Annotated in this window: 14 protein-coding genes and 2 tRNA genes; 9 read left to right on the top strand and 7 right to left on the bottom strand. The window is 69.1% G+C overall.

Annotated elements, in window-relative coordinates; all coding sequences use genetic code 11:
- Nucleotides 1–523: 523 nt before the first annotated feature.
- Entirely contained in the window at nucleotides 524–2,209 is a 1,686-nt protein-coding gene (locus tag ACIQJ5_RS05565; RefSeq protein ID WP_402841674.1) for a phosphotransferase, read from the bottom strand.
- A gap of 63 nt (nucleotides 2,210–2,272) precedes the next feature.
- Here ACIQJ5_RS05565 and nudC point away from each other — a divergent pair, with 63 nt between their 5' ends.
- Nucleotides 2,273–3,337, top strand: coding sequence for an NAD(+) diphosphatase (gene nudC, locus ACIQJ5_RS05570; protein WP_402841677.1), 1,065 nt, complete (start codon nucleotides 2,273–2,275; stop codon nucleotides 3,335–3,337).
- On the top strand, nucleotides 3,334–5,043 hold the full coding sequence (locus tag ACIQJ5_RS05575) for an ATP-dependent helicase (RefSeq protein WP_402841680.1): 1,710 nt from the start codon (nucleotides 3,334–3,336) through the stop codon (nucleotides 5,041–5,043). The genes nudC and ACIQJ5_RS05575 overlap by 4 nt, the downstream gene beginning before the upstream one ends.
- Here ACIQJ5_RS05575 and ACIQJ5_RS05580 read toward each other — a convergent pair.
- Entirely contained in the window at nucleotides 4,943–5,776 is an 834-nt protein-coding gene (locus ACIQJ5_RS05580; protein WP_402841683.1) for a hypothetical protein, read from the bottom strand. The two genes, ACIQJ5_RS05575 and ACIQJ5_RS05580, sit on opposite strands and share 101 nt — an antisense overlap.
- Nucleotides 5,777–5,933: 157 nt before the next feature.
- Nucleotides 5,934–7,325, bottom strand: coding sequence for a zinc-dependent metalloprotease (locus ACIQJ5_RS05585; protein WP_402841686.1), 1,392 nt, complete (start codon nucleotides 7,323–7,325; stop codon nucleotides 5,934–5,936).
- Nucleotides 7,326–7,485: 160 nt separating this feature from the next.
- Here ACIQJ5_RS05585 and ACIQJ5_RS05590 point away from each other — a divergent pair, with 160 nt between their 5' ends.
- The gene (locus ACIQJ5_RS05590) at nucleotides 7,486–8,589 is read left to right on the top strand and encodes a PDZ domain-containing protein (RefSeq protein WP_402841689.1); all 1,104 of its coding nucleotides are present in this window, start codon (nucleotides 7,486–7,488) and stop codon (nucleotides 8,587–8,589) included.
- 62 nt (nucleotides 8,590–8,651) lie between these two features.
- On the top strand, nucleotides 8,652–11,639 hold the full coding sequence (locus ACIQJ5_RS05595; RefSeq protein WP_231089687.1) for a UPF0182 family protein: 2,988 nt from the start codon (nucleotides 8,652–8,654) through the stop codon (nucleotides 11,637–11,639).
- 49 nt (nucleotides 11,640–11,688) lie between these two features.
- On the opposite strand, the gene ACIQJ5_RS05600 is transcribed toward ACIQJ5_RS05595, so the two are convergent.
- Nucleotides 11,689–12,204 carry a GNAT family N-acetyltransferase gene (locus ACIQJ5_RS05600; RefSeq protein ID WP_402841692.1) on the bottom strand — a complete coding sequence of 172 codons (516 nt, stop codon included), beginning with the start codon at nucleotides 12,202–12,204 and terminating at the stop codon, nucleotides 11,689–11,691.
- A gap of 114 nt (nucleotides 12,205–12,318) precedes the next feature.
- On the opposite strand from ACIQJ5_RS05600, the gene ACIQJ5_RS05605 reads away from it, so the two are divergent.
- The gene (locus ACIQJ5_RS05605; protein ID WP_402841695.1) at nucleotides 12,319–12,882 is read left to right on the top strand and encodes an OsmC family protein; all 564 of its coding nucleotides are present in this window, start codon (nucleotides 12,319–12,321) and stop codon (nucleotides 12,880–12,882) included.
- A 42-nt stretch (nucleotides 12,883–12,924) separates the two neighbouring features.
- Here the strand turns inward: ACIQJ5_RS05605 and ACIQJ5_RS05610 are convergent.
- A tRNA-Met gene (locus ACIQJ5_RS05610) sits at nucleotides 12,925–12,998 on the bottom strand.
- A 121-nt stretch (nucleotides 12,999–13,119) separates the two neighbouring features.
- Nucleotides 13,120–13,193 (bottom strand) — tRNA-Met (locus tag ACIQJ5_RS05615).
- A gap of 135 nt (nucleotides 13,194–13,328) precedes the next feature.
- Here ACIQJ5_RS05615 and ACIQJ5_RS05620 point away from each other — a divergent pair.
- Nucleotides 13,329–14,135, top strand: a complete 807-nt coding sequence (locus ACIQJ5_RS05620) for a carbon-nitrogen hydrolase family protein (RefSeq protein ID WP_402841698.1) — start codon at nucleotides 13,329–13,331, stop codon at nucleotides 14,133–14,135.
- On the opposite strand, the gene ACIQJ5_RS05625 is transcribed toward ACIQJ5_RS05620, so the two are convergent.
- On the bottom strand, nucleotides 14,132–15,340 hold the full coding sequence (locus ACIQJ5_RS05625) for an aminotransferase class I/II-fold pyridoxal phosphate-dependent enzyme (protein WP_231089691.1): 1,209 nt from the start codon (nucleotides 15,338–15,340) through the stop codon (nucleotides 14,132–14,134). The two genes, ACIQJ5_RS05620 and ACIQJ5_RS05625, sit on opposite strands and share 4 nt — an antisense overlap.
- A 98-nt stretch (nucleotides 15,341–15,438) precedes the next feature.
- Between ACIQJ5_RS05625 and ACIQJ5_RS05630 the strand changes: the two genes are divergently transcribed.
- The 3 genes from ACIQJ5_RS05630 to ACIQJ5_RS05640 are packed head-to-tail and all read left to right on the top strand — an operon-like array spanning nucleotide 15,439 to nucleotide 19,833.
- Nucleotides 15,439–17,097 carry a S1C family serine protease gene (locus tag ACIQJ5_RS05630; RefSeq protein ID WP_402841702.1) on the top strand — a complete coding sequence of 553 codons (1,659 nt, stop codon included), beginning with the start codon at nucleotides 15,439–15,441 and terminating at the stop codon, nucleotides 17,095–17,097.
- A gap of 58 nt (nucleotides 17,098–17,155) precedes the next feature.
- Entirely contained in the window at nucleotides 17,156–18,406 is a 1,251-nt protein-coding gene (locus ACIQJ5_RS05635; RefSeq protein ID WP_231089693.1) for a CDP-glycerol glycerophosphotransferase family protein, read from the top strand.
- Nucleotides 18,403–19,833: a CDP-glycerol glycerophosphotransferase family protein gene (locus ACIQJ5_RS05640; RefSeq protein WP_231089694.1), complete on the top strand. Its 1,431-nt coding sequence runs from the start codon at nucleotides 18,403–18,405 to the stop codon at nucleotides 19,831–19,833. The genes ACIQJ5_RS05635 and ACIQJ5_RS05640 overlap by 4 nt, the downstream gene beginning before the upstream one ends.
- Nucleotides 19,834–19,837: the final 4 nt, after the last annotated feature.

The raw sequence follows: 19,837 nt of genomic DNA on the forward strand, positions 1-19,837 counted from the left end.
GCTGGCATCGCAGTCTCTGACAGCGCCGACATCTCTGCCAGCGCCGACATCTCTGACAGCGCCGACATCTCTGACAGCCTCGGCGTCTCTGGCGGCATCGCAATGTCCGATGGCACGCCGGCCCTCGCTGACGGCTCGGCATCCTTCACCGACGGCGCCGCAGCGTCTGCTGACGGGACCGCGACTGCTGACGACAGCATCTTCGCGGGCGACGTCCCCGCCGCGCGCATCGGCAGGGCCGCGCCGGTCCTGGAGAACGCGGAAGTGACCGCCGGGCACCGATCAGGCGGACTCGGGAACGCGACGTCCCGGGGCGCGGCGCGACGGCGCGCGACTCGTCGGCAGGCGTACGCCGAGATCACGGTGAGGCCGTGCGGCGCTGGGACGACTGGACGTCCGCGCTCTCGCCGAGGTCAGTCTTCTTGTGCCCAGCGGCGGAAGGCGGCACGTTCCGTCTCCTCCAGATCGCGCGACATGCGGCTGGCGGCGCCAGGACGACAGGACGCCCGCGCTCTCGCCGAGGTCAGTCCTCTTGCGCCCAGCGGCGGAAGGCCGCCTGGGCGGCGCGTTCCGCCTCTTCCAGATCGCGCGACACGCGGTCGGCGGCGTCGGCCGGGAAGATCAGCGGACCGGAGTCGGTGAGCTTGTTCTCCTCGCGTGCGTCTGTCAGGACCTCATCGTCGGAGACCATCGCGACGCTGCCCGTGACGGGGGAGTGGTCTGAGACGGGAGCCAGTGCGGAGGCTGACGGCATGTCGTCGGCGGTCGACGGAGTCGGCTGAGGGCCGGAATCCCGAAGCGATGGCGACGAACCACCGGGATCGGAGAACGAGGGCGGCAAGACCTGTGCGGCGTTCGGGGCGGCGGGATCAGTGACGTGCCGGACATCGGCGCTCGCCGAATCGGACCACTCCCCGGCGACTTCCGCCCCGTCGCCGAGGTCGACCCGGTCCACGCGGACGCGTTCATCGTCGTAGTACGAGGGATCCAGCGCTTGGGTGGCGTTGGGATCCGCATCCTCGTCCGTGATCTCGACGGCCTCGACACGTCGACGCCCGTCGTCGTAGTACGACGGATCCAGCGCCTGGGTGGCGTTGGGGTCGTCAGCGAAGAACCCGCCGGCGAGCGCCGACGTCTCGGTGGCCTTCGCACCGAGGAAGTCCAGGTCGGCGGGGTCGTACGTGTCGGTGTGCATGGAGGTGTCTACGCCGTGTGATGTCGGCTGCGGCACGGTGCGGAGGGCGGCGAGAGCGTCGTCGATGTCGGCTTTCGCGGTGCGGGGGCGGAGGTCGTCGTCGCGGACGTCCTCCGCGAGGGTGTCCAGCATGGCGGCAGCGTCATCGACGACGTTCGCCTCCCGGGTATCCCGGCCATGCAGCAGCCACCGCGCGACATCGAGTTCGGAGTGCAGACGAGCGCGCGCCAGGATCATCTCGTCCGGTGCCCGGTGGGAGGCGGCGACATAAGACTGGTGCACCGAGTCGATGGCATCCGGCGCGAACATCAGGAACTGCAGATCCACCGCCGGATCGGTGACCTGGAGCGCGTGCCAGTCGACCACGCCCGAGACGGTCGGCACGCCGTCGCGGTCTTCGTAGACGAAGGCCGATGCCGCGGCGCCGCCCAGGGTGACCGCGGGCTCGAACTGCCACATGGTGTCGTCATCCAGCACGTCGCGCCAGCGCACCATGAGCCGCACGGGCACACGCCCGGTGGCGGACGACTCATCAAGCACCCGCCGCGCATCCTGTCGCACCTGCTCAGCGCTCCGGTGGGGAAGGCCGGCGTTGCGTACGAACGATGCAGGAAGAGCGTGCACGGCCGCGAGGGTCTCACCCACGGATGCGGCAACGCCGCGACCCGGGGGAATCTCATCCGCGTCCACCTGATAGCCCGGAACGAACGATGTGACGAACACCCGACGACCGTCTAGGGGCCCGACCCCGAGGAAACGCGGCACCTCGAAACCGAGCAGGGCGCGCACGCCGTCGGTGAGGGCGCGCAGGGCGAGCGCCTCCGAAGCCAGTTCCACGTCGACGGCTTCATCGCGGGGGAGACGGACCACCGCTCGGGTTCCATCCGCGAGGGTGACGACGGCGGAGTCGTTACGACCCTCCCCGTGCGCCGACAACGCCGTGGTGCCGACGATCTCGACTCCGGGGACTGCGGCCGTGGCCGCCGCGGCTAGAGTGAGAGGAGAGCGTGCCATGTGCTCAGCGTAGGTCGGCCATCGCGGCCCCAGCACACGCCACGCCCGCGAGAAGGGGAGTAGATGGAAGACGCGTCAGCTCCCGGGATGGTCGCCGCTTTCGACCGCAGCGCCGACGAACGCACCGACCCGGATCTGATCACCCGCCTCGTCGCTGACGCAGACACGCGCGTCCTGCTCATCGACGCGGACCGCGCACCCGTCGACGCCGCAGGCGCCCTCGTGCTGGTACCGGTGGCGGTCGCGCTCGACGTCGCCGCTGCGATCGCGGTGGCGGATGCCGCGCTGCCGGCGATGAGCGAGCGGTTCGCATTCCTCGGCCGTCGTGACGGTGTCGCCGTGCTCTTGGCCGCTGTGCCCGGTGCCGCAGAGCTTGCACAGGGTGCGACGACGGATGGCGGTCCGGGCCCGCACCCGACAGCCGTCCGTTCCGTAACGAACGCGGACGGCTCGCCGATCACGAACGCCGCGCACCCGCGCCCCACGGCATGGGCGTCGCTGCGTGTACTGCACCCCGTCCTGGCGGCGCCGGACGGAGCTCTGCTGCTCGAAGCCGTGAGCCTGGCACGCTGGATGGTCGACGCCGGGCACTGCGCGTTCTGCGGCGCCGTGACGAGAATCACCACCGGCGGCTGGGCCCGCACGTGTACCGCGTGCGGGCGCGAGCACTTCCCCCGCACCGACCCTGCCGTCATCGTCGCCGTCACGGACGGGGACCGACTGCTCCTCGGCTCCAACGCGATGTGGGAGCAGCGCCGGTACTCCTGCTTCGCGGGATTCGTGGAGGCGGGCGAATCCCTCGAGGAGGCCGTGCGCCGTGAGGTGAAGGAGGAATCCGGCATCGACGTGGAGCACGTCGCCTACGCCGGGTCCCAGGCCTGGCCCTTCCCGCGCTCGCTGATGCTCGGGTTCCGCGCCCAGGCCCGGGACGCGCGAACGGCGCATCCCGACGGCGAGGAGATCCTGGACGTGCGCTGGTTCACCCGGGGGGAGATCCGTGCCGCGTACGCCGGAGACCTCGACCTCCTGCTCCCGGGCAAGCCCTCCATCGCCCACGAGCTCATCTCCGGCTGGGCCGCGGAGACGGACAGCAGCGGACCGGGGCCGGCGGCGGGTGAGCGCGCGTGAGCGCGCTGGACGGACTCGACGAGCAGCAGCGCGAGGCGGCGTCGGTGCTGCGCGGGCCGGTGTGCGTGCTGGCCGGAGCCGGGACCGGCAAGACCCGCGTGATCACGCACCGCATCGCCCACGGCGTGGACACGGGTGCGTACTCGCCGAATCGTGTGATGGCGGTCACATTCACGGCGAAGGCCGCCGGGGAGATGCGGGGGCGGCTTCGAGACCTGGGCGTCAGCGGCGTCGCGGCTCGCACCTTCCACGCCACAGCCCTCGCACAGCTCAACTTCTTCTGGCCGCAGGTCACGGGCGAGCCCGCCCCGGGCATCATCGACAACAAGGTGAGGATGCTCGCGCACGCGGCCGACGGCCTGCGGCTGTCCCTGGACACCCCGACCCTGCGCGATGTGGCCTCGGAGATCGAGTGGCGGAAGGTCGCGATGCGCAGCATCGAACAGTACGCGCTCACCGGCCGAACCGTCGGGCGCCTCTCGAGTGCTGAGGTGGTCGACCTCCAGAACGCGTACGAGAAGCTGAAGGACGAACGCCGGCAGCTGGACTTCGAAGACGTGCTTCTCGCCTGCGCGGGGATGCTGGACGCCGAGCCCCGCGTGACCGCAGCGGTCCGCGAGCAGTATCGGCACTTCACCGTCGACGAGTTCCAGGACGTGTCGCCGCTCCAGAACCACCTGCTCGAATTGTGGCTGGGCGACCGCAAGGACATCTGCGTGGTGGGCGACGCCAGCCAGACGATCTTCTCGTTCGCGGGCGCCGATGCGAAGTACCTCCTGGAGTTCCCTCGCACCCACCCCGATGCCGTGACCGTGAAGCTGGAGCGCAGCTACCGATCCGATCCGTCGGTCATCTCCGTCGCGAACGACCTGATGCGCGGCCGCCCCGGGGCCCTGACACTCGCCCCGCAGCGCCCGCCGGAATCGCCGACACCCGTGGTCACCGCCTATGAGGACGAGCGTGACGAAGCCGCCGGCGTCGCCCGGGCCATCGAGAAGCAGATCGCGAAGGGCGCTGCTCCGCAGCAGATCGCGGTGCTGTACCGGGCGCAGGTGCAGTCGGCTGCCATCGCCGACGCGCTCGCTGCCCGCGGCATCCCGACCACGGTGCTGGGCGGGAAGCGCTTCTTCGACCAGCCAGAAGTGCGACAGGCGGTGCTCGCTCTGCGCGCAGCCGCTGTTGCTCCGGGAGATCGCGGTTTCCTCCCGGATGTCCGCACCGTGCTGCGGGAGATCGGTCTGACGGATGAGCCGCCCCCCGCCGGCGGCGCTCTCCGCGACGCCTGGGAGGCTCGCGCCTCGCTGCTGCGGCTGGCTGAGGCGGCACCCGACGGCACCACCATGCGACAGTTCGCCGAACAGCTTCTGGCACGCACCAAAGACCAGCACGAGCCGGTGCTGAACACTGTGACGCTCTCCACCCTGCATGCCGCCAAGGGCCTGGAATGGGATCACGTGCACATCATCGGCTGGGCTGAGGGCCTCCTCCCGATCGCGTACGCGACCTCGTTCGACGCCGTCGATGAGGAACGACGACTCGCATACGTGGGGGTGACACGGGCCGCCCGCACACTGGCGCTGTCGTGGGCGCGGGGGAGCGGCCGGGTCATGCGGAAGCCGTCGCGCTTCCTGCAGGAGATCGGCAGCCGCAGTCTTCGTGCGGCCGGTGTGTCCGCCAGAGTCGCCGGTTCCCGCTCCGCACGCTGACCGAGCGGCTGGTACCGCCACCCAGGTGGCGTGATGCTCCGCCGCGCCCGGCTGCCGCGGCACCGGCCAGCGGGAGCAACTGCCGGGCGAGGCCGATGGCTTCTCCGAGAACCACCGGGTCGGGCGCAGGGGGCTCGCGTTCGGCCAGTTGCGCGATGAGGTGCGGCCATGCCGGGTCCGCGTCGCGTTCGGCCAATGCCACACAGGACACACAAGCCGTGATGCCGGGGAGCACCGCGGGTCCGACGCGCACGGCATCGAGTTCGAGGACCAGGGGAACGTGCACGACGTCTTCGGCCATCCACGGCGCTGCGGACAGGGGCAGCACGGCGTGTGCGCTCAGCAGAACCACCGGTGGACGATCGCGGAAATCATCACGCGAGAGCCCCGGCAGGGCCGACAATCCCGCCGCGACCATGTCGACGACGTCCCGTCCGCGCAGCGCCGGTGCCACCTGCAGGCGAGGCATCATCAGATCAGCCTCCACGCGCGTGAGCGCCGAGCCGATCCGGGCCAGAAACGCACCCAGCTCGTCCAGCGGCGCCCCGAGCCCCTGCGCCGCCCGAGGGAAGTCCTCCTCCGCAATCCCGTGCTCCAGCGCTCGCAGGACCCGTTCCTGCCACCGGGGCGGGTCCGGCAGTGAGGGCTCGGCATAGAGCCCGAGCTGCAGTGTTTGCGGGTCCCGCCAGAGGGCGGGGCGATCATCGTCGAGGCGGAGCATCACGGTCGTCATCACGACATCCTGGAGCTCCGGGCAACAGCCGGGCGGGTTCTGCACAAGCTGACGTGGCGAGTCGGGCCCCGGGACGGTCTGGGGAGGAGCGGACGTGGGCGTGAACGAGCATCGGCCGCCGCCGCATTCGCGGCGACGGCCTGAACTCAGACGTGCCTCAGACGGGGCGCGGCCCTTCGGGCCCCTCTTCGCTGCCCGCGGAGTCATCCGTGGCGTCCGGGTCGGTGAAGTCCTCGCCGGAGAGCAGCCGCTCCAGAGCGTCGTCCATCTCGTCGCGGGGTGCGGCTTCACCGCGCGCGGCCGCCTGGAGGCGCTCGATGATGGCGGTGGGGTCGTCGATGTCCTCGGGCGTCGGCAGCAGGTCCGGGTAGTCCCAGAGTCCGTCACGGGCCTCCGACCCGACGGCCTCGGTGATCGCACGCCACATGGCTCCCGCCTCGCGGAGCCGGCGGGGGCGAAGCTCGAGCCCCACCAGGGCGCCGAGCGCACGCTCGGCGGGTCCGCCCACCGCGCGGCGGCGCCGCACGGCTTCCGCGATGCGGCCGGCATCGGGAAGGCGTTGGGTGGCTTCCTCCGTGACGACCTCGACCCATCCCTCGATCACCGCGAGCACGTTCTCCAGGCGCGTGAGCGCGGCCTGCTGGGCCTCCGAGCGCGGCGGCATGAGGGCGCCGGACTCCAGCGCCGCACGCAGCTCTTCGGGGTTCTCGGGGTCGAACCGGTCGGCCATCGACTCCAGGGCGCTGGTGTCGACTTCGAGACCGCGGGCGTAGTCGGTGAGCTGGGACAGCACGTGCAGGTGCAGCCACCTGGCGTGACGGAACAGCCGGGCGTGGGCGAGTTCGCGAGTGGCTAGGTACAGGGCCAGCTGATCCTCGGGGATCTCCAGCCCCTGGCCGAAGTCGGCGAAATTCTGCGGGAGAATAGCGGCTTCGCCCACCGGGAGCAGCGGAATGCCGACGTCGCCGCCGGAGACCACCTCCTTGCTGAGGCGGCCGATCACCTGTCCCAGCTGCGCGGCGAACAGCGAGCCGCCCACCGAGCGCATGATGCGCCCTGCGCCTTCCACGACGCCGCGCATCTCCTCAGGAGCCTGCTGGCCCAGGGCATCCAGCAGCGCATCCGTGATGCTTGTGGCCACCGGCTCCGCGGCCTCCTGCCACACGGGCATCGTCTGCTCCACCCAGTCGCCTCGGGTGAGGGAGCGGGCGGGTTGCGCGAGCGCGCTGATGCTGGTCACCGCGCTCAGCCACAGATCGGCGAGCGCGAACGCCTGATCCAGATCAGTGCGCTGACCGCTCGTGACGCTCAAGCCGTCCTGGTTGGCGATGTGCAGCGCCGCGGTGCGCGCCGAGTCCCAGGGGATCCCCCCGTCGGCTCCGGCGAAGGCGCCCTGCATCTGCTGCATGAGACCGGCCAGCATGGCGGGGTCGATGTTCATGCCGGTGAGCTTCTGGATCTGCTCGGGATCGATCTGGCCACCCGCTCCGAAGAGCTGGCGCAGCAGTTCCTGGAAGTCGTCTTCCGGGGAACGGTCCTCGTCTGTCACGTCAGCCGCCTTTCAGCGCTTTGCTGGGGTTGCGTTCTACGCTAGTCGCCGGACGGAGCCCGACGAGCGGGTTCGTGCATTCGGCTGTACGCCGCTCGCGAACGTCCTTCCCGGAAAGGAAATCGTGACGTTCTTCGACCCGAACATGCAGGAGCAGAGCATGCCGACGAACGCATCCGGACAGCGCTGGCGCCCCTCGCGACGGACCCTGTTCGGCTATGGGGCGCTGGCCGTGGCACTGGTGTGCATGTTCGGATTGAGCATCCTGCCGTCGGGCTATGTCATCGAGATGCCGGGGCCCGTCGTCAACACCCTCGGTTCCCAGGAATCGGACGGGGAAGAGGTCCCTCTCATCACCATCCCGAACGAGACCACGTACGAGACGGCCGGAACCCTGTCGCTGACCACCGTCTCGGTGCGCGGCAACCGTCAGTCCACCCCCAGCTGGTTCGAGCTTGCCGCAGCGTGGTTCGATTCTTCCAAGGCCGTGCTCCCGCTGGACGCGGTGTTCCCGCAGGGCGTCACCACCGAGCAGAAGCAGCAGCAGGATGCTCAGATGATGACCGATTCGCAGTCTGCGGCAACGGCTGCGGCGATGACCGAACTCGGTCATCCCGTGCAGACCACCGTCACGATCCCGCTGGATCCGGCGGAGGATGCCCCGGCGGCGGGCCATCTGAAGGCCGGCGACGTGATCGCCCGGGTCAACGGCGTCGCCCCGTCCGGGTCGCAGGACGTCATCGCCGCCGTCACGGGGAGCGAGGGCAAGCCCGTCACCTTCACGGTGCTGCGCGGCGGCGTCGAGACCGACGTCACGATCACTCCGCAGCAGGCCACCGTCAACGGGGAGACGCGCTGGCTGGTGGGGGCCTCTCTATCGGAGTCGTATCAGTCGCCCATCGAGGTCGACATCAAACTCAACGACATCGGCGGCCCGAGCGCCGGCATGATGTTCGCGCTCGGGATCATCGACAAGCTCACACCCGGAGAGCTCAACGGAGGCAAGAACGTCGCCGGGACCGGCACCATCGACGCGGCCGGCAATGTCGGTGCGATCGGCGGTATCGCCCAGAAGATGTACGGAGCCCGCGATGCCGGGGCCGAGTACTTCCTGGCTCCCGCCTCGAACTGCAAGGACGTTGTCGGACACATCCCCGACGGGCTGACTGTGATCAGCACCTCCACACTGCGCGAGTCCGTCGATGCTCTCAACGTGATCGCCTCGGGCACGGGTATCGACACGTTGCCGGGTTGCTCCGCGTAGCCGGCATCGTCGGACGACATCCTCAGGGATCATGCTCAGGCGGCCGCGCCTAGGATGAAGGGGTGACCACAGCCTCAGCGCCGAATCAGGCCACCCCCAGCACCGGGCGACGCGTCGTCGTCATCTCACTCGTGATCGTCGCGGTCCTGCTCGCAGCCTTCTTCCTGTTCTCCAGCGTCTTCGCCGACTTCCTCTGGTACGGCCAGCTCGGCTTCACGGGCGTGCTGACCACTCAGTGGGTCGCACGGATCGCGATGTTCGCGATCGGATTCCTGGGAATGGCCGTTCCGCTGTGGACGGTGATACAGCTGGCGTACCGGATGCGTCCGGTCTATGCCCGGCTCAGCTCTCAGCTGGATCGCTATCAGGAGGTCATCGAGCCACTGCGCCGGCTGGCGATGTGGGGCGTGCCGATCTTCTTCGGCGTGTTCGCGGGACTGTCGGCGGCGAACCAATGGCAGACCGCTGCGCTCTGGTTCGCGGGTGTGAAGACCACCGACGTCGATCCGCAGTTCGGTCTCGACACCGGCTTCTACATGTTCGCGATGCCGTTCTATCAGGCCGTGCTCGCTTTCACATCCGCCGTGCTCCTGCTCTCGCTGCTCGTCACCGCCTTCGTCTCCTACCTCTACGGCGCCGTCCGCATCGGCGGTGGCGAGCTGCGCATCTCCAAGGCCGCTCGCATCCAGCTCGCGGTCGTCGCTGGTCTGTACCTGCTCGTGCAGGGCGTGAGCCTCTGGCTCGACCGCTACGCCACACTGGCCGACTCCAATGCGTCAGTCACCGGCAACGCCCTGAACATCACGGGCCCCACCTACACCGTCGCCAACGTCACCATTCCGGGTCTCACGATCCTGTCGATCGTGGCCATCATCGTGGCGATCCTCTTCTTCGTGACCGCGGTCATCGGCCGCTGGCGCTTCCCGCTGGCCGGGACCGCGGTGCTCATCGTGGCCGCTCTCGTCGTCAACGTCGCGATGCCCTGGGCGGTGACCACCTTCCAGGTGAAGCCGAACCAGATCGAGTCGGAGAGCCAGTACTACCAGCACAACCTCGACATGACGAAGAAGGCCTTCGGGATCGACACGGTCCAGAAGACCGACTTCCAGGCCGAGACCACCGCCGAGGCCGGCCAGCTGCGTGCCGACGCCGAGACCACCGGCTCCATCCGCATCATGGATCCGGCGATCATCAACCCGACCGTTCGCCAGCTCGAGCAGGTCAAGCCGTACTACCGCTTCCGTGACACTCTGGACGTCGACCGCTATCAGATCGACGGGAAGACGCAGGATGTCGTCGTCTCGGTTCGTGAACTCGACATGTCCCAGGCTCCGTCCAACTGGCAGAACCAGGCGCTGATCTACACGCACGGCTACGGCATGGTCGCGGCGGCGGGCAACCAGCGCACCGATGACGGCAGCCCGAAGTTCCTCGAGCAGGGCATTCCCGCCACCGGCTTCCTCACCGAGCAGAACCCGGACTTCCAGCCCCGTATCTACTTCGGTGAGTACTCGCCGCTGTACTCGATCGTCGGCGCGCCGAAGGACTCCGCGCCGGTGGAGATCGACTACCCGCGTGCCAGCGATGGGGACTCCGTCACCAAGACGACCTTTGACGGCGACGGCGGGCCGAAGCTCGACAACATCTTCACCAAGCTCATCTACGCGATGAAGTTCCAGGCCGGCGACATCCTGTTCTCGAACAACGTCAACGATCAGTCGCAGATCCTGTACGACCGTGACCCGGCCACGCGAGTCTCGAAAGTGGCGCCGTACCTGACCCTCGACAAGGACCCGTACCCCTCGGTGGTCGACGGCCGGATCGTCTGGATCGTGGACGGCTACACCACCAGTGCCACCTACCCGTACTCCTCGGGTGTCAGCCTGACCGATGCGACCAGCGACACCAAGGCGACCGGGCTGATCATCCCGGACAAGATCAACTACATCCGTAACTCCGTGAAGGCCACGGTGGACGCGTACGACGGCCATGTGACGCTGTACGCGTGGGATGAGGAGGACCCGGTGCTGCAGACGTGGCAGAAGGTCTACCCCAATACCCTCAAGCCGCTGACCGAGATGAGCGGCGAGCTGATGAGCCACGTGCGCTACCCGACCGACCTGTTCAAGGTGCAGCGCAGCGTGCTGGGGACGTACCACGTCGACAAGGCGCCGTCGCTCTTCCAGGGCGACAACCTCTGGTCCACGCCGACCGATCCCAACGCGGCGGAGACCGACCAGAAGCTGCAGCTGCCGTACTACCTCACCATGAAGATGCCGGGACAGGACGAGCCGACCTTCTCGATGTTCTCCAGCTTCATCCCGCGCCCGATCGATGCGGCCAACGCCCGCAACGTGCTCACCGGCTACCTCGCCGTGGATGCGGATGCCGGGGCGGAGGCGGGCAAGAAGAGCCCCGATTACGGCACGCTGCGCATGCTCGTCATCGACAGCGACACGACGGTGCCCGGCCCTGGCCAGGTGAAGAACTCGTTCGACACCGACGACGCGGTGACCCAGTGGGTCAACATCCGAAAGGTCGGTGGCGGGACCCAGATCCTGTATGGAAACCTGCTCACCCTCCCCGTGGGTGGCGGTCTGCTCTACGTCCAGCCGGTGTACATCCAGTCCACGGGCGCCACGAAGCTCGCCCGCCTGCAGAAGGTGCTGGTGTCCTTCGGCGACAACGTGGCCTTCGAGGACACCCTGAGCCAGGCACTGGACAGCCTGTTCGGAGGCGACTCGGGCGCGCAGACGGGTGACACCGACGTGACGCCGGTGGAGACGGATCCGGACGCCCCGGTGACGCCGGAGCCCACGCCTACGCCGGGGCCGACGCAGAGCCCCGGCGCCACGACCGAGCCGACGACGGCACCGTCGATCGACACCTCCACCGTGGAGGGTCAGCGCGACGCACTGCTGCAGGAGGCCAAGACCGCCCTGAGCGATCGTCAGGCCGCGATGTCGGCGGGCGACTGGACCAAGTACGGCGAGGCGGACAAGCGCCTGACCGAGGCCCTCGACAAGCTGATCGCCCTCGACGGGAAGTGAGACACGCGAAGGGGCGCCTGCTGCGGCAGGCGCCCCTTCGCGTGTCCGCCTAACCTCCGACCCGGTACTTGAAGCCGACATGCGAGTCGGTGAAACCCAGGCGCAGATAGAAGCGATGTGCGTCTGCGCGGGCACTGTCGGACGTCAACTGCACCAGGTCCGCTCCGGTCTGCGGGGCTGCCACATCCATGACCCAGCGCATCATCGCCTCGCCGGTGCCACGCGAGCGCAGATGGCTCGCCACGCGCACCGCCTCCACGAGAAGACGTGTCGCTCCGCGTCGCGCGAGCCCCGGAATCAGGGTGAGCTGGAGGGTGGCGATGACACGTCCCTCCGCATCGGCACCCACGACGATGTCGTTCGCCGGGTCCTCGATCACGGTGCGCAGCGCTCGCGCGTAGTGCGGCCGGTCGGATGCGTCGTTCCTGTCACCGCGGGCCGCGCTGACGGGGTCGTCGGACATGAGCCGCATCAGGTCGTCGAGGTCATCGGTCGTGGCGTGGCGGAGGGTGATCTCGCCGTCCCGGGTCGGGAGGGTCAGCGGTAGCAGGAGTGAGCGGAGCATACGCTCATCCTTCCAGCCCCGTCAGCGGCGTCGGAGGTCGCCGCGTGTCGCCGCGTTGCTTCTCGTTACCGCGACGCACGGGGCACGGCGCGCCGAGTGCCTAGGCTCGCCCCCATGACAGCTTCCCCCTCGCCCACGACCATCGATTCCATCCTCGACGTCACCGCCGACGAGCGCGCGGATCGCCTGGCCTCTGCCGGCTCGGCCTGGGCGCAGCGCATCGACACCGATGTGTCGGCTGCTCAGCTCACCTATCGTGTCCGGGGCACGGGGGAGGGTGCCGTCGCCACCGCCGTCCGTGCGGGCGCGCACGCGTTCATCGTCGACGAGCCCGCCGCGCTCGCCGGAGATGACGCCGGCCCGAGCCCTGTCGAGTACGCCCTGGGTGCGCTGATTTCCTGCCAGGTGGTCGTGTACCGGCTGTACGCCCACGCGCTGGGAATCCGCGTCGACGACATCCGTGTCGACGCCGAAGGCGATCTCGATGCGCGGCGCCTGTTCGGCATCGACGAGTCGGTCCGCCCCGGCTTCACCGCGGTCCGCCTGACCGTGTCCCTGGAAGGTCCTGAGCCCGAGGAGCGTTACGAGGAGCTGCGCCGCGTCGTGGACGAGCACTGCCCGGTGTTCGACCTCTTCGCCAACCCCACACCGATCGATGTGACCGTCCGCAAGGTCTGAAAGGCAGAAGGCCCTCATCTTCCGATGAGGGCCTTCTTCTTGTTGCGGGGACAGGATTTGAACCTGCGACCTCTGGGTTATGAGCCCAGCGAGCTACCGAGCTGCTCCACCCCGCGGCACGGGATCCAGCTTACCGGCTGGGCTTCGCCGAACCCTAAAGCGCGCTGTGAGCGGGCGTGTTGCCGGAGCAGCGAAAGCCGAAGGCCCCTGATCGAGTGATCAGGGGCCTTCTCATTGTTGCGGGGACAGGATTTGAACCTGCGACCTCTGGGTTATGAGCCCAGCGAGCTACCGAGCTGCTCCACCCCGCGGCACATCACTAGCCTAACACGCATCCCCGGGGCGGGGCGCATCGAGGCGCTTCCCGGGCGATTCGTCCTGCCACGTCCCGGGCGTCGCTAGGCTGGCCGCGACGTGGACGAGCACCGAACACCGGGAGTGATGCGATGACAGGAACGACGGTTGCCGTGGCGCAGTTCGCTCCCGGCACGGAGGACAACGTTCCTGCGATCACCCGGCTGGTGGCGGAGGCGGCGGGGCGGGGTGCCCGGCTCATCGTGCTTCCCGAATACTCGGCGTGGTTCGAGGCGCCCTTCTCGGATGCGCTGATGTCTCATGCCGAGTCGCTGGACGGCCCGTTCACCCGGGAGCTGTCCCGCCTGGCGGAGCGATTCGGCGTGTGGATCGTGGCCGGTCTCATCGAGCGTGCCGAGGGCACGCGCGTGCACAATACGGTGGTCGCCGTGGATGCGCGCGGGGTTCAGGCGGCCTACCGAAAGCAGCATCTGTACGACGCTTTCGGCGATCGCGAGTCCGACCGGATCGCTCCCGGAGCTCTCGACAGGCCGCAGCTCTTCCGGCTGGACGATCTCACCTTCGGCCTGATGACGTGCTACGACCTGCGCTTTCCCGAGAGTGCGAGGGTTCTCCTCGACGCAGGCGCGGATGTGATCGTGGTGCCTGCCGAGTGGGTGCGCGGTCCGCTCAAGGAAGACCACTGGAGCACGCTGGTGCGCGCACGGGCGATCGAGAACACGGCGTTCGTCGTGGCGGCGGACCAGACCCCGCCGATCGGGGTCGGGCGATCGATGATCGTCGACCCGTCCGGAATCGTGCTGGCTGCACTGGGCACGCAGGAAGCCGTCGCGCTCGCAACGCTGGATCGCGCCGAACTCGAGAGGGTTCGTCAGGTCAATCCGGCACTGGAATTGCGTCGCTTCCGGGTGGCGCCGCGAAGCGAGCACGCTGGCTAGAGCGTCGTCGTGTACGCCGAGAGGCGGCGCATCCCGTCCTCAACCACGCTGGGACGCTTGCAGGCGGCGAAACGCACGAGCGAGTTCCACTGTGCATCGCCCGACGTCACGAACGCCGTGAGCGGGATCCCCACGACGCCGCCGTCGACGGCGAGGGCGCGGCAGAAGGCGGCCGCGTCTCCAACACCCAGCGCGGAGACGTCGGCGACCGTGAAGTACGTTCCGTCGGGTGCATGCGTCTGCAGGCCGGCGCTGCGCAAGCCGTCATTCAGGATTCGCGCCGTGTGCTGCATATCACCGGCGAGCGCGTCGAAATAGGCATCGGGAAGACGCAGCCCGACCGCGATCGCCGGCTGGAACGGCGCGGATCCGGAGAAGGTGAGGAACTGTTTGACCGCCAGGACCGCCTCGATCAGATCGGCAGGCCCCGACACCCAGCCCACCTTCCACCCCGTGGTGCGGAACGTCTTTCCGCCGGAGGAGATGCTGAGCGTGCGCCCGGCAGCCCCGGGGCGCGCCGCGATCGGGTGATGGGCGCGTCCGTCGAAGAGCAGATGCTCGTACACCTCGTCGGTGACGATGATGGCGTCGTGGCGCTCAGCCAGTCGGACGATCTCGTCCCGGGTCTGGTCGTCGAAGGCGACGCCCGTGGGGTTGTGCGGGTCGTTCACCAGGATCACCCGAGTGCGATCGGTGACGGCGGCAGCCAGCTGCTCGAGGTCCGGACGAAAGTCCGGCCAGCGCAGCGGTACCGTGCGCAGGCGCGCGCCGGCCAGCGCCACGCAGGCGGCATACGAGTCGTAGTGCGGCTCGAAAACGACCACCTCGTCGTCCGGACCGTCCAGTAGCGCGAGCAGTACGCTCGCCAACGCCTCGGTGGCACCGGCGGTGATGATGATCTCGCTCCCCGGGTCCGGCGCGAGCCCGTAGAAGCGCTGCTGGTGCTCGGCGATGGCGAGTCGCAGATCGGCATCACCGCGGCCCGGCGGGTACTGGTTCACTCCGCGGGCGATCGCCTCCCGTGCCGCGTCCAGGACTTCGCCCGGGCCGTCGGTGTCGGGGAAGCCCTGACCGAGGTTCACCGCGTTCGTCTTCACCGCCAGGGCAGACATCTCGGCGAAGATGGTGGGGGAGGGCGCGCCGTCTGCGGACAGCAGCCCGGCACCCCGAGCTGCTCGACGCCAGGCACCGGGAATCGTTCGCATGCGGCCCAGGTTAGTCGCATAGGTGGAATCCACCCGCAGCATAAGAAACGCACAGAAACCGGGTGCACTCTGAAAGAGCTTTCGGAGAAGGAGCAATCATGAGCGACAACCGCGATGACCGTCACGACAATGTGTCGAACCCGTACCACACGAACCAGCCCGTGTCGCCGGCCGTCGGCGCTCCCGAGCAGCAGCAGTCGCTGAACTCGGATGCTGTGCCCGCCGCCCCCGTGGCGCCCGCGACTGCGCTCTCCGAGACCGCGCCCACCGCGCCGGTGTCCTCGGCACTCCCGTACTCCCAGACCGCGCCCACCACGCCACTCGGCGGGGGGTACGCGGCACCGGGCGGGTATCCGGCCGCACCGCAGGGCGGTGCTCCTGCCGCGGCACCGATGTACGGGGTGACGAGCCCGGCTCCGGGCGCCCCCGGGGGGCACACGCACCACCCGCAGTACGGTGCCGCGTTCGGATCGCCCACGGCCTCGGCCGCCTCGTATGCTGCGCCGTCGCCGCTCGGTGTGGCGAGCGAGCCGAAGCGGAAGTCCCGAACCGGCATGTTCGTCGGTGCGCTCGTCGTCGGCGCGCTCGTGTGCGGCGCAGCCGGCCTCGGCGGCGCATGGGCAGGCCAGTCGCTGTTCGCCACCAGCGCGTCGCAGTCGGCATCGGGCCCGCAGACGGTGACCATCAACAACCCGGACAGTGTGAACCAGGTGGCCGCCGTCGCCACGAAGGTGCTGCCCAGCGTGGTGACCATCTCCGTGGACGCGGGGCAGAGCGGCGGCACGGGCTCCGGCGTGGTGCTCAGCAGCGACGGCTACGTCCTCACGAACACGCACGTGGTGACGCTCGGCGGCCAGACCGCGGACGGCACCATCCACGTCACGACCTCCGACGGTCGCATCTACACCGCCACCGTGGTGGGCTTGGACCCGCTGTACGACCTCGCTGTCATCAAGCTCACGGATGCGTCCGGGCTCACGCCCGTGACCTGGGGCGACTCCTCCAAGCTCAACGTCGGTGAGACCGCGGTGGCCCTCGGAGCGCCGCTCGGCCTGGACAACACCGTCACCCAGGGCATCGTGTCGGCTCTGAACCGGTCGATTCAGATCCAGTCGTCGGCCGTGCCGGACTCCACCCCCGACCAGTCGCAGCCGGATCAGCAGCAGAACGGTCAGAGCCCGTTCCAGTTCGATCTGCCGGGACAGCAGACGCAGACCCAGGCTCAGGGGTCGATCTCCATCACGGTGATCCAGACCGACGCGGCCATCAACCCCGGAAACTCGGGCGGCGCGCTCGTGGATGGTGAGGGCAAGCTCATCGGCATCAACGTGGCGATCGCTTCGGCGGGATCCTCGTCCGGGTCCGGCGAGTCCGGCAACATCGGCGTGGGCTTCGCGATCCCGGCATCGGTCGCCCAGCGCGTGGCGGAGGAGATCATCAGCAACGGTTCCGCCTCGCACGGTCTGCTCGGCGCCATGGTCGGCGATGCGTCGGCGGTGCAGGGAGCCACCATCGAGGGCGCCGTGATCTCGTCGGGAAGCTCCACCAGCGCGGGAATCGTCGCCGGTGGTGCGGCCGAGGCGGCCGGCCTGAAGGAGGGGGACATCATCACGAAGTTCAACGGTGTGCCCATCACGAGCGGTGTGGACCTCACCGCCCAGGTGCGTGCCGCGGCCGCCGGCGCCTCCGTGCCGGTCACCTACGTCCGCGACGGCAAGACCGAAGAGACGACCGTCACCCTCGGAACGCTCAAGTAAACCGGCCGGACACCCCGCAGACAGCGAGAAGGACCCCACCGCGCGATAGGCTCGCCGGGTGGGGTCCTTCTCATTCGGCGCGGGAAACGCGGCCAAGCTCGCGCGCATCCCGCTGTACGCGCTCGGACGCCTGGCCACACTGCTGATCCCTCGCACTGACGACTGGGTGTTCGGCTGTGGCGCCGGAATCGGCGACGGACCCCTGGAACTGTGGCGTGAGGAGCAGAGGCACGGCGTGTCCGCAGTGTGGCTGGTGGACGGCGACCGTGATGCGCAGGATGCCGCCGCGCTCGGGATCCCGACGCTGCGCAAGCACTCCATCGCCGGGTTTCTCGCCACCGCTCGCGCCGGTGTCATCGTCGTCAGTCACGGCTTCGGTGACGTCAACCCGTACGCGGTCAGCGGTGCCTTCATCGTGCAGTTGTGGCACGGGATCCCGCTCAAGCGCATCGGGCTGGACTCCCCGGAGACCGTCCGCAGCCGCTTCCTGCCGCGATCAGCTCTCGTTCCTCGCCTTCTCGCACGGATGTACCGCTATGCGCAGGCGCGGATCTCGCTCCTGCCCGCGGCCTCCCACCTCATTCGTGGCCGGCTGGAGTCCGCATTCGGACTGCCGGACGACCGGATCGTCGTGAGCGGTGAACCCCGCGTCGATGTGCTCTCACGCGGCACCGCGCAGGAGCGCACGGAGAAGGCCCGCGAACTGCTGGAGGTCGCGGTCGGAGTGCTGCCGTCGCGGGTGCTGCTGTACGCGCCGACGTGGCGTGACGGGGACGAGGATCCCGCGGTGCCGAGTGCCGCGGACTGGGGTGCGCTCACCGCGATGCTCGAACGCCAGGATGCCGTCCTGCTGATCCGGTCCCATCCTCTGGGGGCCGGTGCATACTCCTCTCCGGAGCCGACGGAGCGGATCCGCATGCTGGGCAGCGATGTGATGCGTGATGTCACCCCCGCGCTGCCGGCCGTCACCGGGCTCATCACCGACTACTCCTCGCTCGCCTATGATGCGGGACTCGTGCCGATGCCCGTTCATTTCCTGGTGCCGGACCTGGAGTCCTATGCCGAGCGTCGGGGCTTCTACGCGCGCTTCCGCGACGTCGCCGACGACGACTACCAGCGCAACTGGGCCGGGATCGTGCAGCAGATCGACGAGACGCTCTCCGACGAGACGGTCCACGCGATGCGGATCGAGCGCTCCGAACGGCTGTCTGCGAAGGTGCACGCCTTCCGCGACGGCTGCAATACCCAGCGCGTGCATCGCGCGATCGAACGCCGGCGCGCTGCAGCCCGGCGGAAGGGACGACGATGACCCAGGTTGAGCTGGGAGAGGACGCCCTCCTCCTCTCCGGCACCGGTGATGCTCCGGAGCGGATCGAGCTCGTCGGGGCGCGCGCCCGGGTGGCCGGCGTCATCACCACCGAGGGCGACGACTGGCACGCCGTGATTCCTCTCCTCGCGTCCCGGCTGGGCGGACCCGAGCTTCCGCTGCCGTCGGGACGCTACCGGATCGAGCCCGCAGCTGTGGCGTCCGATCTGCACCTCCCGATCACACTGCTGCCGATCCTGCGCGTTCGCGTTCTCGGCGACGAGGTTCTGATCGCTCCGCCGATCGACCCCGCCTACGACTCCGGCGACGGCCAGTCCGCGCTGGAGCGCCGGTACGTCTCACAGGCGGGCGGCGAGCTGGAGAACGCGGTGTTCTTCGAGAGCTTCTACGGACGAAACGCCAGCTGCAACCCACTGGCCATCGACCGGGAGCTCGCGGCGCGGGCGCCGCACGTCACGCGCTACTGGAGCGTCGTGGATCGCTCCGTCGAGGTGCCCGAGGGGGCCGTCGCGGTCGTGGAGGGAACGCCCGAGTGGTGGCGGGCGCGTGCGACGGTTCGCCTGCTGGTCGTGAACGACTGGCTTCGACGACGATACGCGCGTCGTCGCGGGCAGCGAGTGCTGCAGACGTGGCACGGCACGCCGCTCAAGCGTCTCGCACTGCACCGGCCCGGATTCGATCCGCGCCGCGCCGTCGCGGTGTGGCGAGAAGCGCGACGCTGGGATGCCCTTCTCGCCCAGAACCCCTACGCCGCGCGTATTCTGCGGGCGGCATATGCGTTCCGGGGCGGCCTCTGGGTGGATGGCTATCCGCGCAACGACGTCCTTGTCTCGGGGTCGGGGGCCCCGGTGCGCGACCGGCTGGGGATCGCGGAAGACGAGCGGGTGGTCCTTTATGCGCCGACGTGGCGGGATGACCGGGAGCACATCGTCGACTTCCTCGATCCCGTCGCGCTCGCCGAGCAGCTCGGCGCTGTCGTGCTGGTGCGCGGGCACTCCCGAACCCTCCTGCCCGGTGCGGACACCACGGGGCCGCGGGTCATCGATGTGACGGGCTTTCCGGACACGTCCCAGCTGCTGCTGGCAGCCGACGCGCTGATCACCGACTACTCGTCGGTGATGTTCGATTTCTCCGCCACCGGAAAGCCGATGGCGTTCTTCGTGCCGGACATCGAGCACTACCGGGGGGAGCTGCGCGGGTTCTACTTCGATCTGGAGCGCGAGGCCCCGGGCCCGGTGGTCCGCACGCAGGACGAGCTGGTCGCCGCGCTCAGCGCAGGTGCGGCGGTGGACGCCTATGCGGACAAGTACCGGCGCTGGCAGCAGCGCTTCAACAGCCGGGACGATGGCCGCGCGGCCGAACGCGTGGTCGCCCGCGTCATCGACCGCGGGTGGATCGACCCGGACTGATCGG

The organism is Microbacterium sp. GXS0129, from assembly GCF_044769785.1.
Classification (GTDB): Bacteria; Actinomycetota; Actinomycetes; order Actinomycetales; family Microbacteriaceae; genus Microbacterium; species Microbacterium nymphoidis.

Coding starts and splice junctions, on each gene's coding strand:
- ACIQJ5_RS05565 (WP_402841674.1), bottom strand. CDS start 2,209: ATGGCACGCTCTCCTCTCACTCTAGCCGCGGCGGCCACGGCCGCAGTC.
- nudC (WP_402841677.1), top strand. CDS start 2,273: ATGGAAGACGCGTCAGCTCCCGGGATGGTCGCCGCTTTCGACCGCAGC.
- ACIQJ5_RS05580 (WP_402841683.1), bottom strand. CDS start 5,776: ATGACGACCGTGATGCTCCGCCTCGACGATGATCGCCCCGCCCTCTGG.
- ACIQJ5_RS05590 (WP_402841689.1), top strand. CDS start 7,486: ATGCCGACGAACGCATCCGGACAGCGCTGGCGCCCCTCGCGACGGACC.
- ACIQJ5_RS05600 (WP_402841692.1), bottom strand. CDS start 12,204: ATGCTCCGCTCACTCCTGCTACCGCTGACCCTCCCGACCCGGGACGGC.
- ACIQJ5_RS05605 (WP_402841695.1), top strand. CDS start 12,319: ATGACAGCTTCCCCCTCGCCCACGACCATCGATTCCATCCTCGACGTC.
- ACIQJ5_RS05620 (WP_402841698.1), top strand. CDS start 13,329: ATGACAGGAACGACGGTTGCCGTGGCGCAGTTCGCTCCCGGCACGGAG.
- ACIQJ5_RS05625 (WP_231089691.1), bottom strand. CDS start 15,340: ATGCGAACGATTCCCGGTGCCTGGCGTCGAGCAGCTCGGGGTGCCGGG.
- ACIQJ5_RS05630 (WP_402841702.1), top strand. CDS start 15,439: ATGAGCGACAACCGCGATGACCGTCACGACAATGTGTCGAACCCGTAC.
- ACIQJ5_RS05640 (WP_231089694.1), top strand. CDS start 18,403: ATGACCCAGGTTGAGCTGGGAGAGGACGCCCTCCTCCTCTCCGGCACC.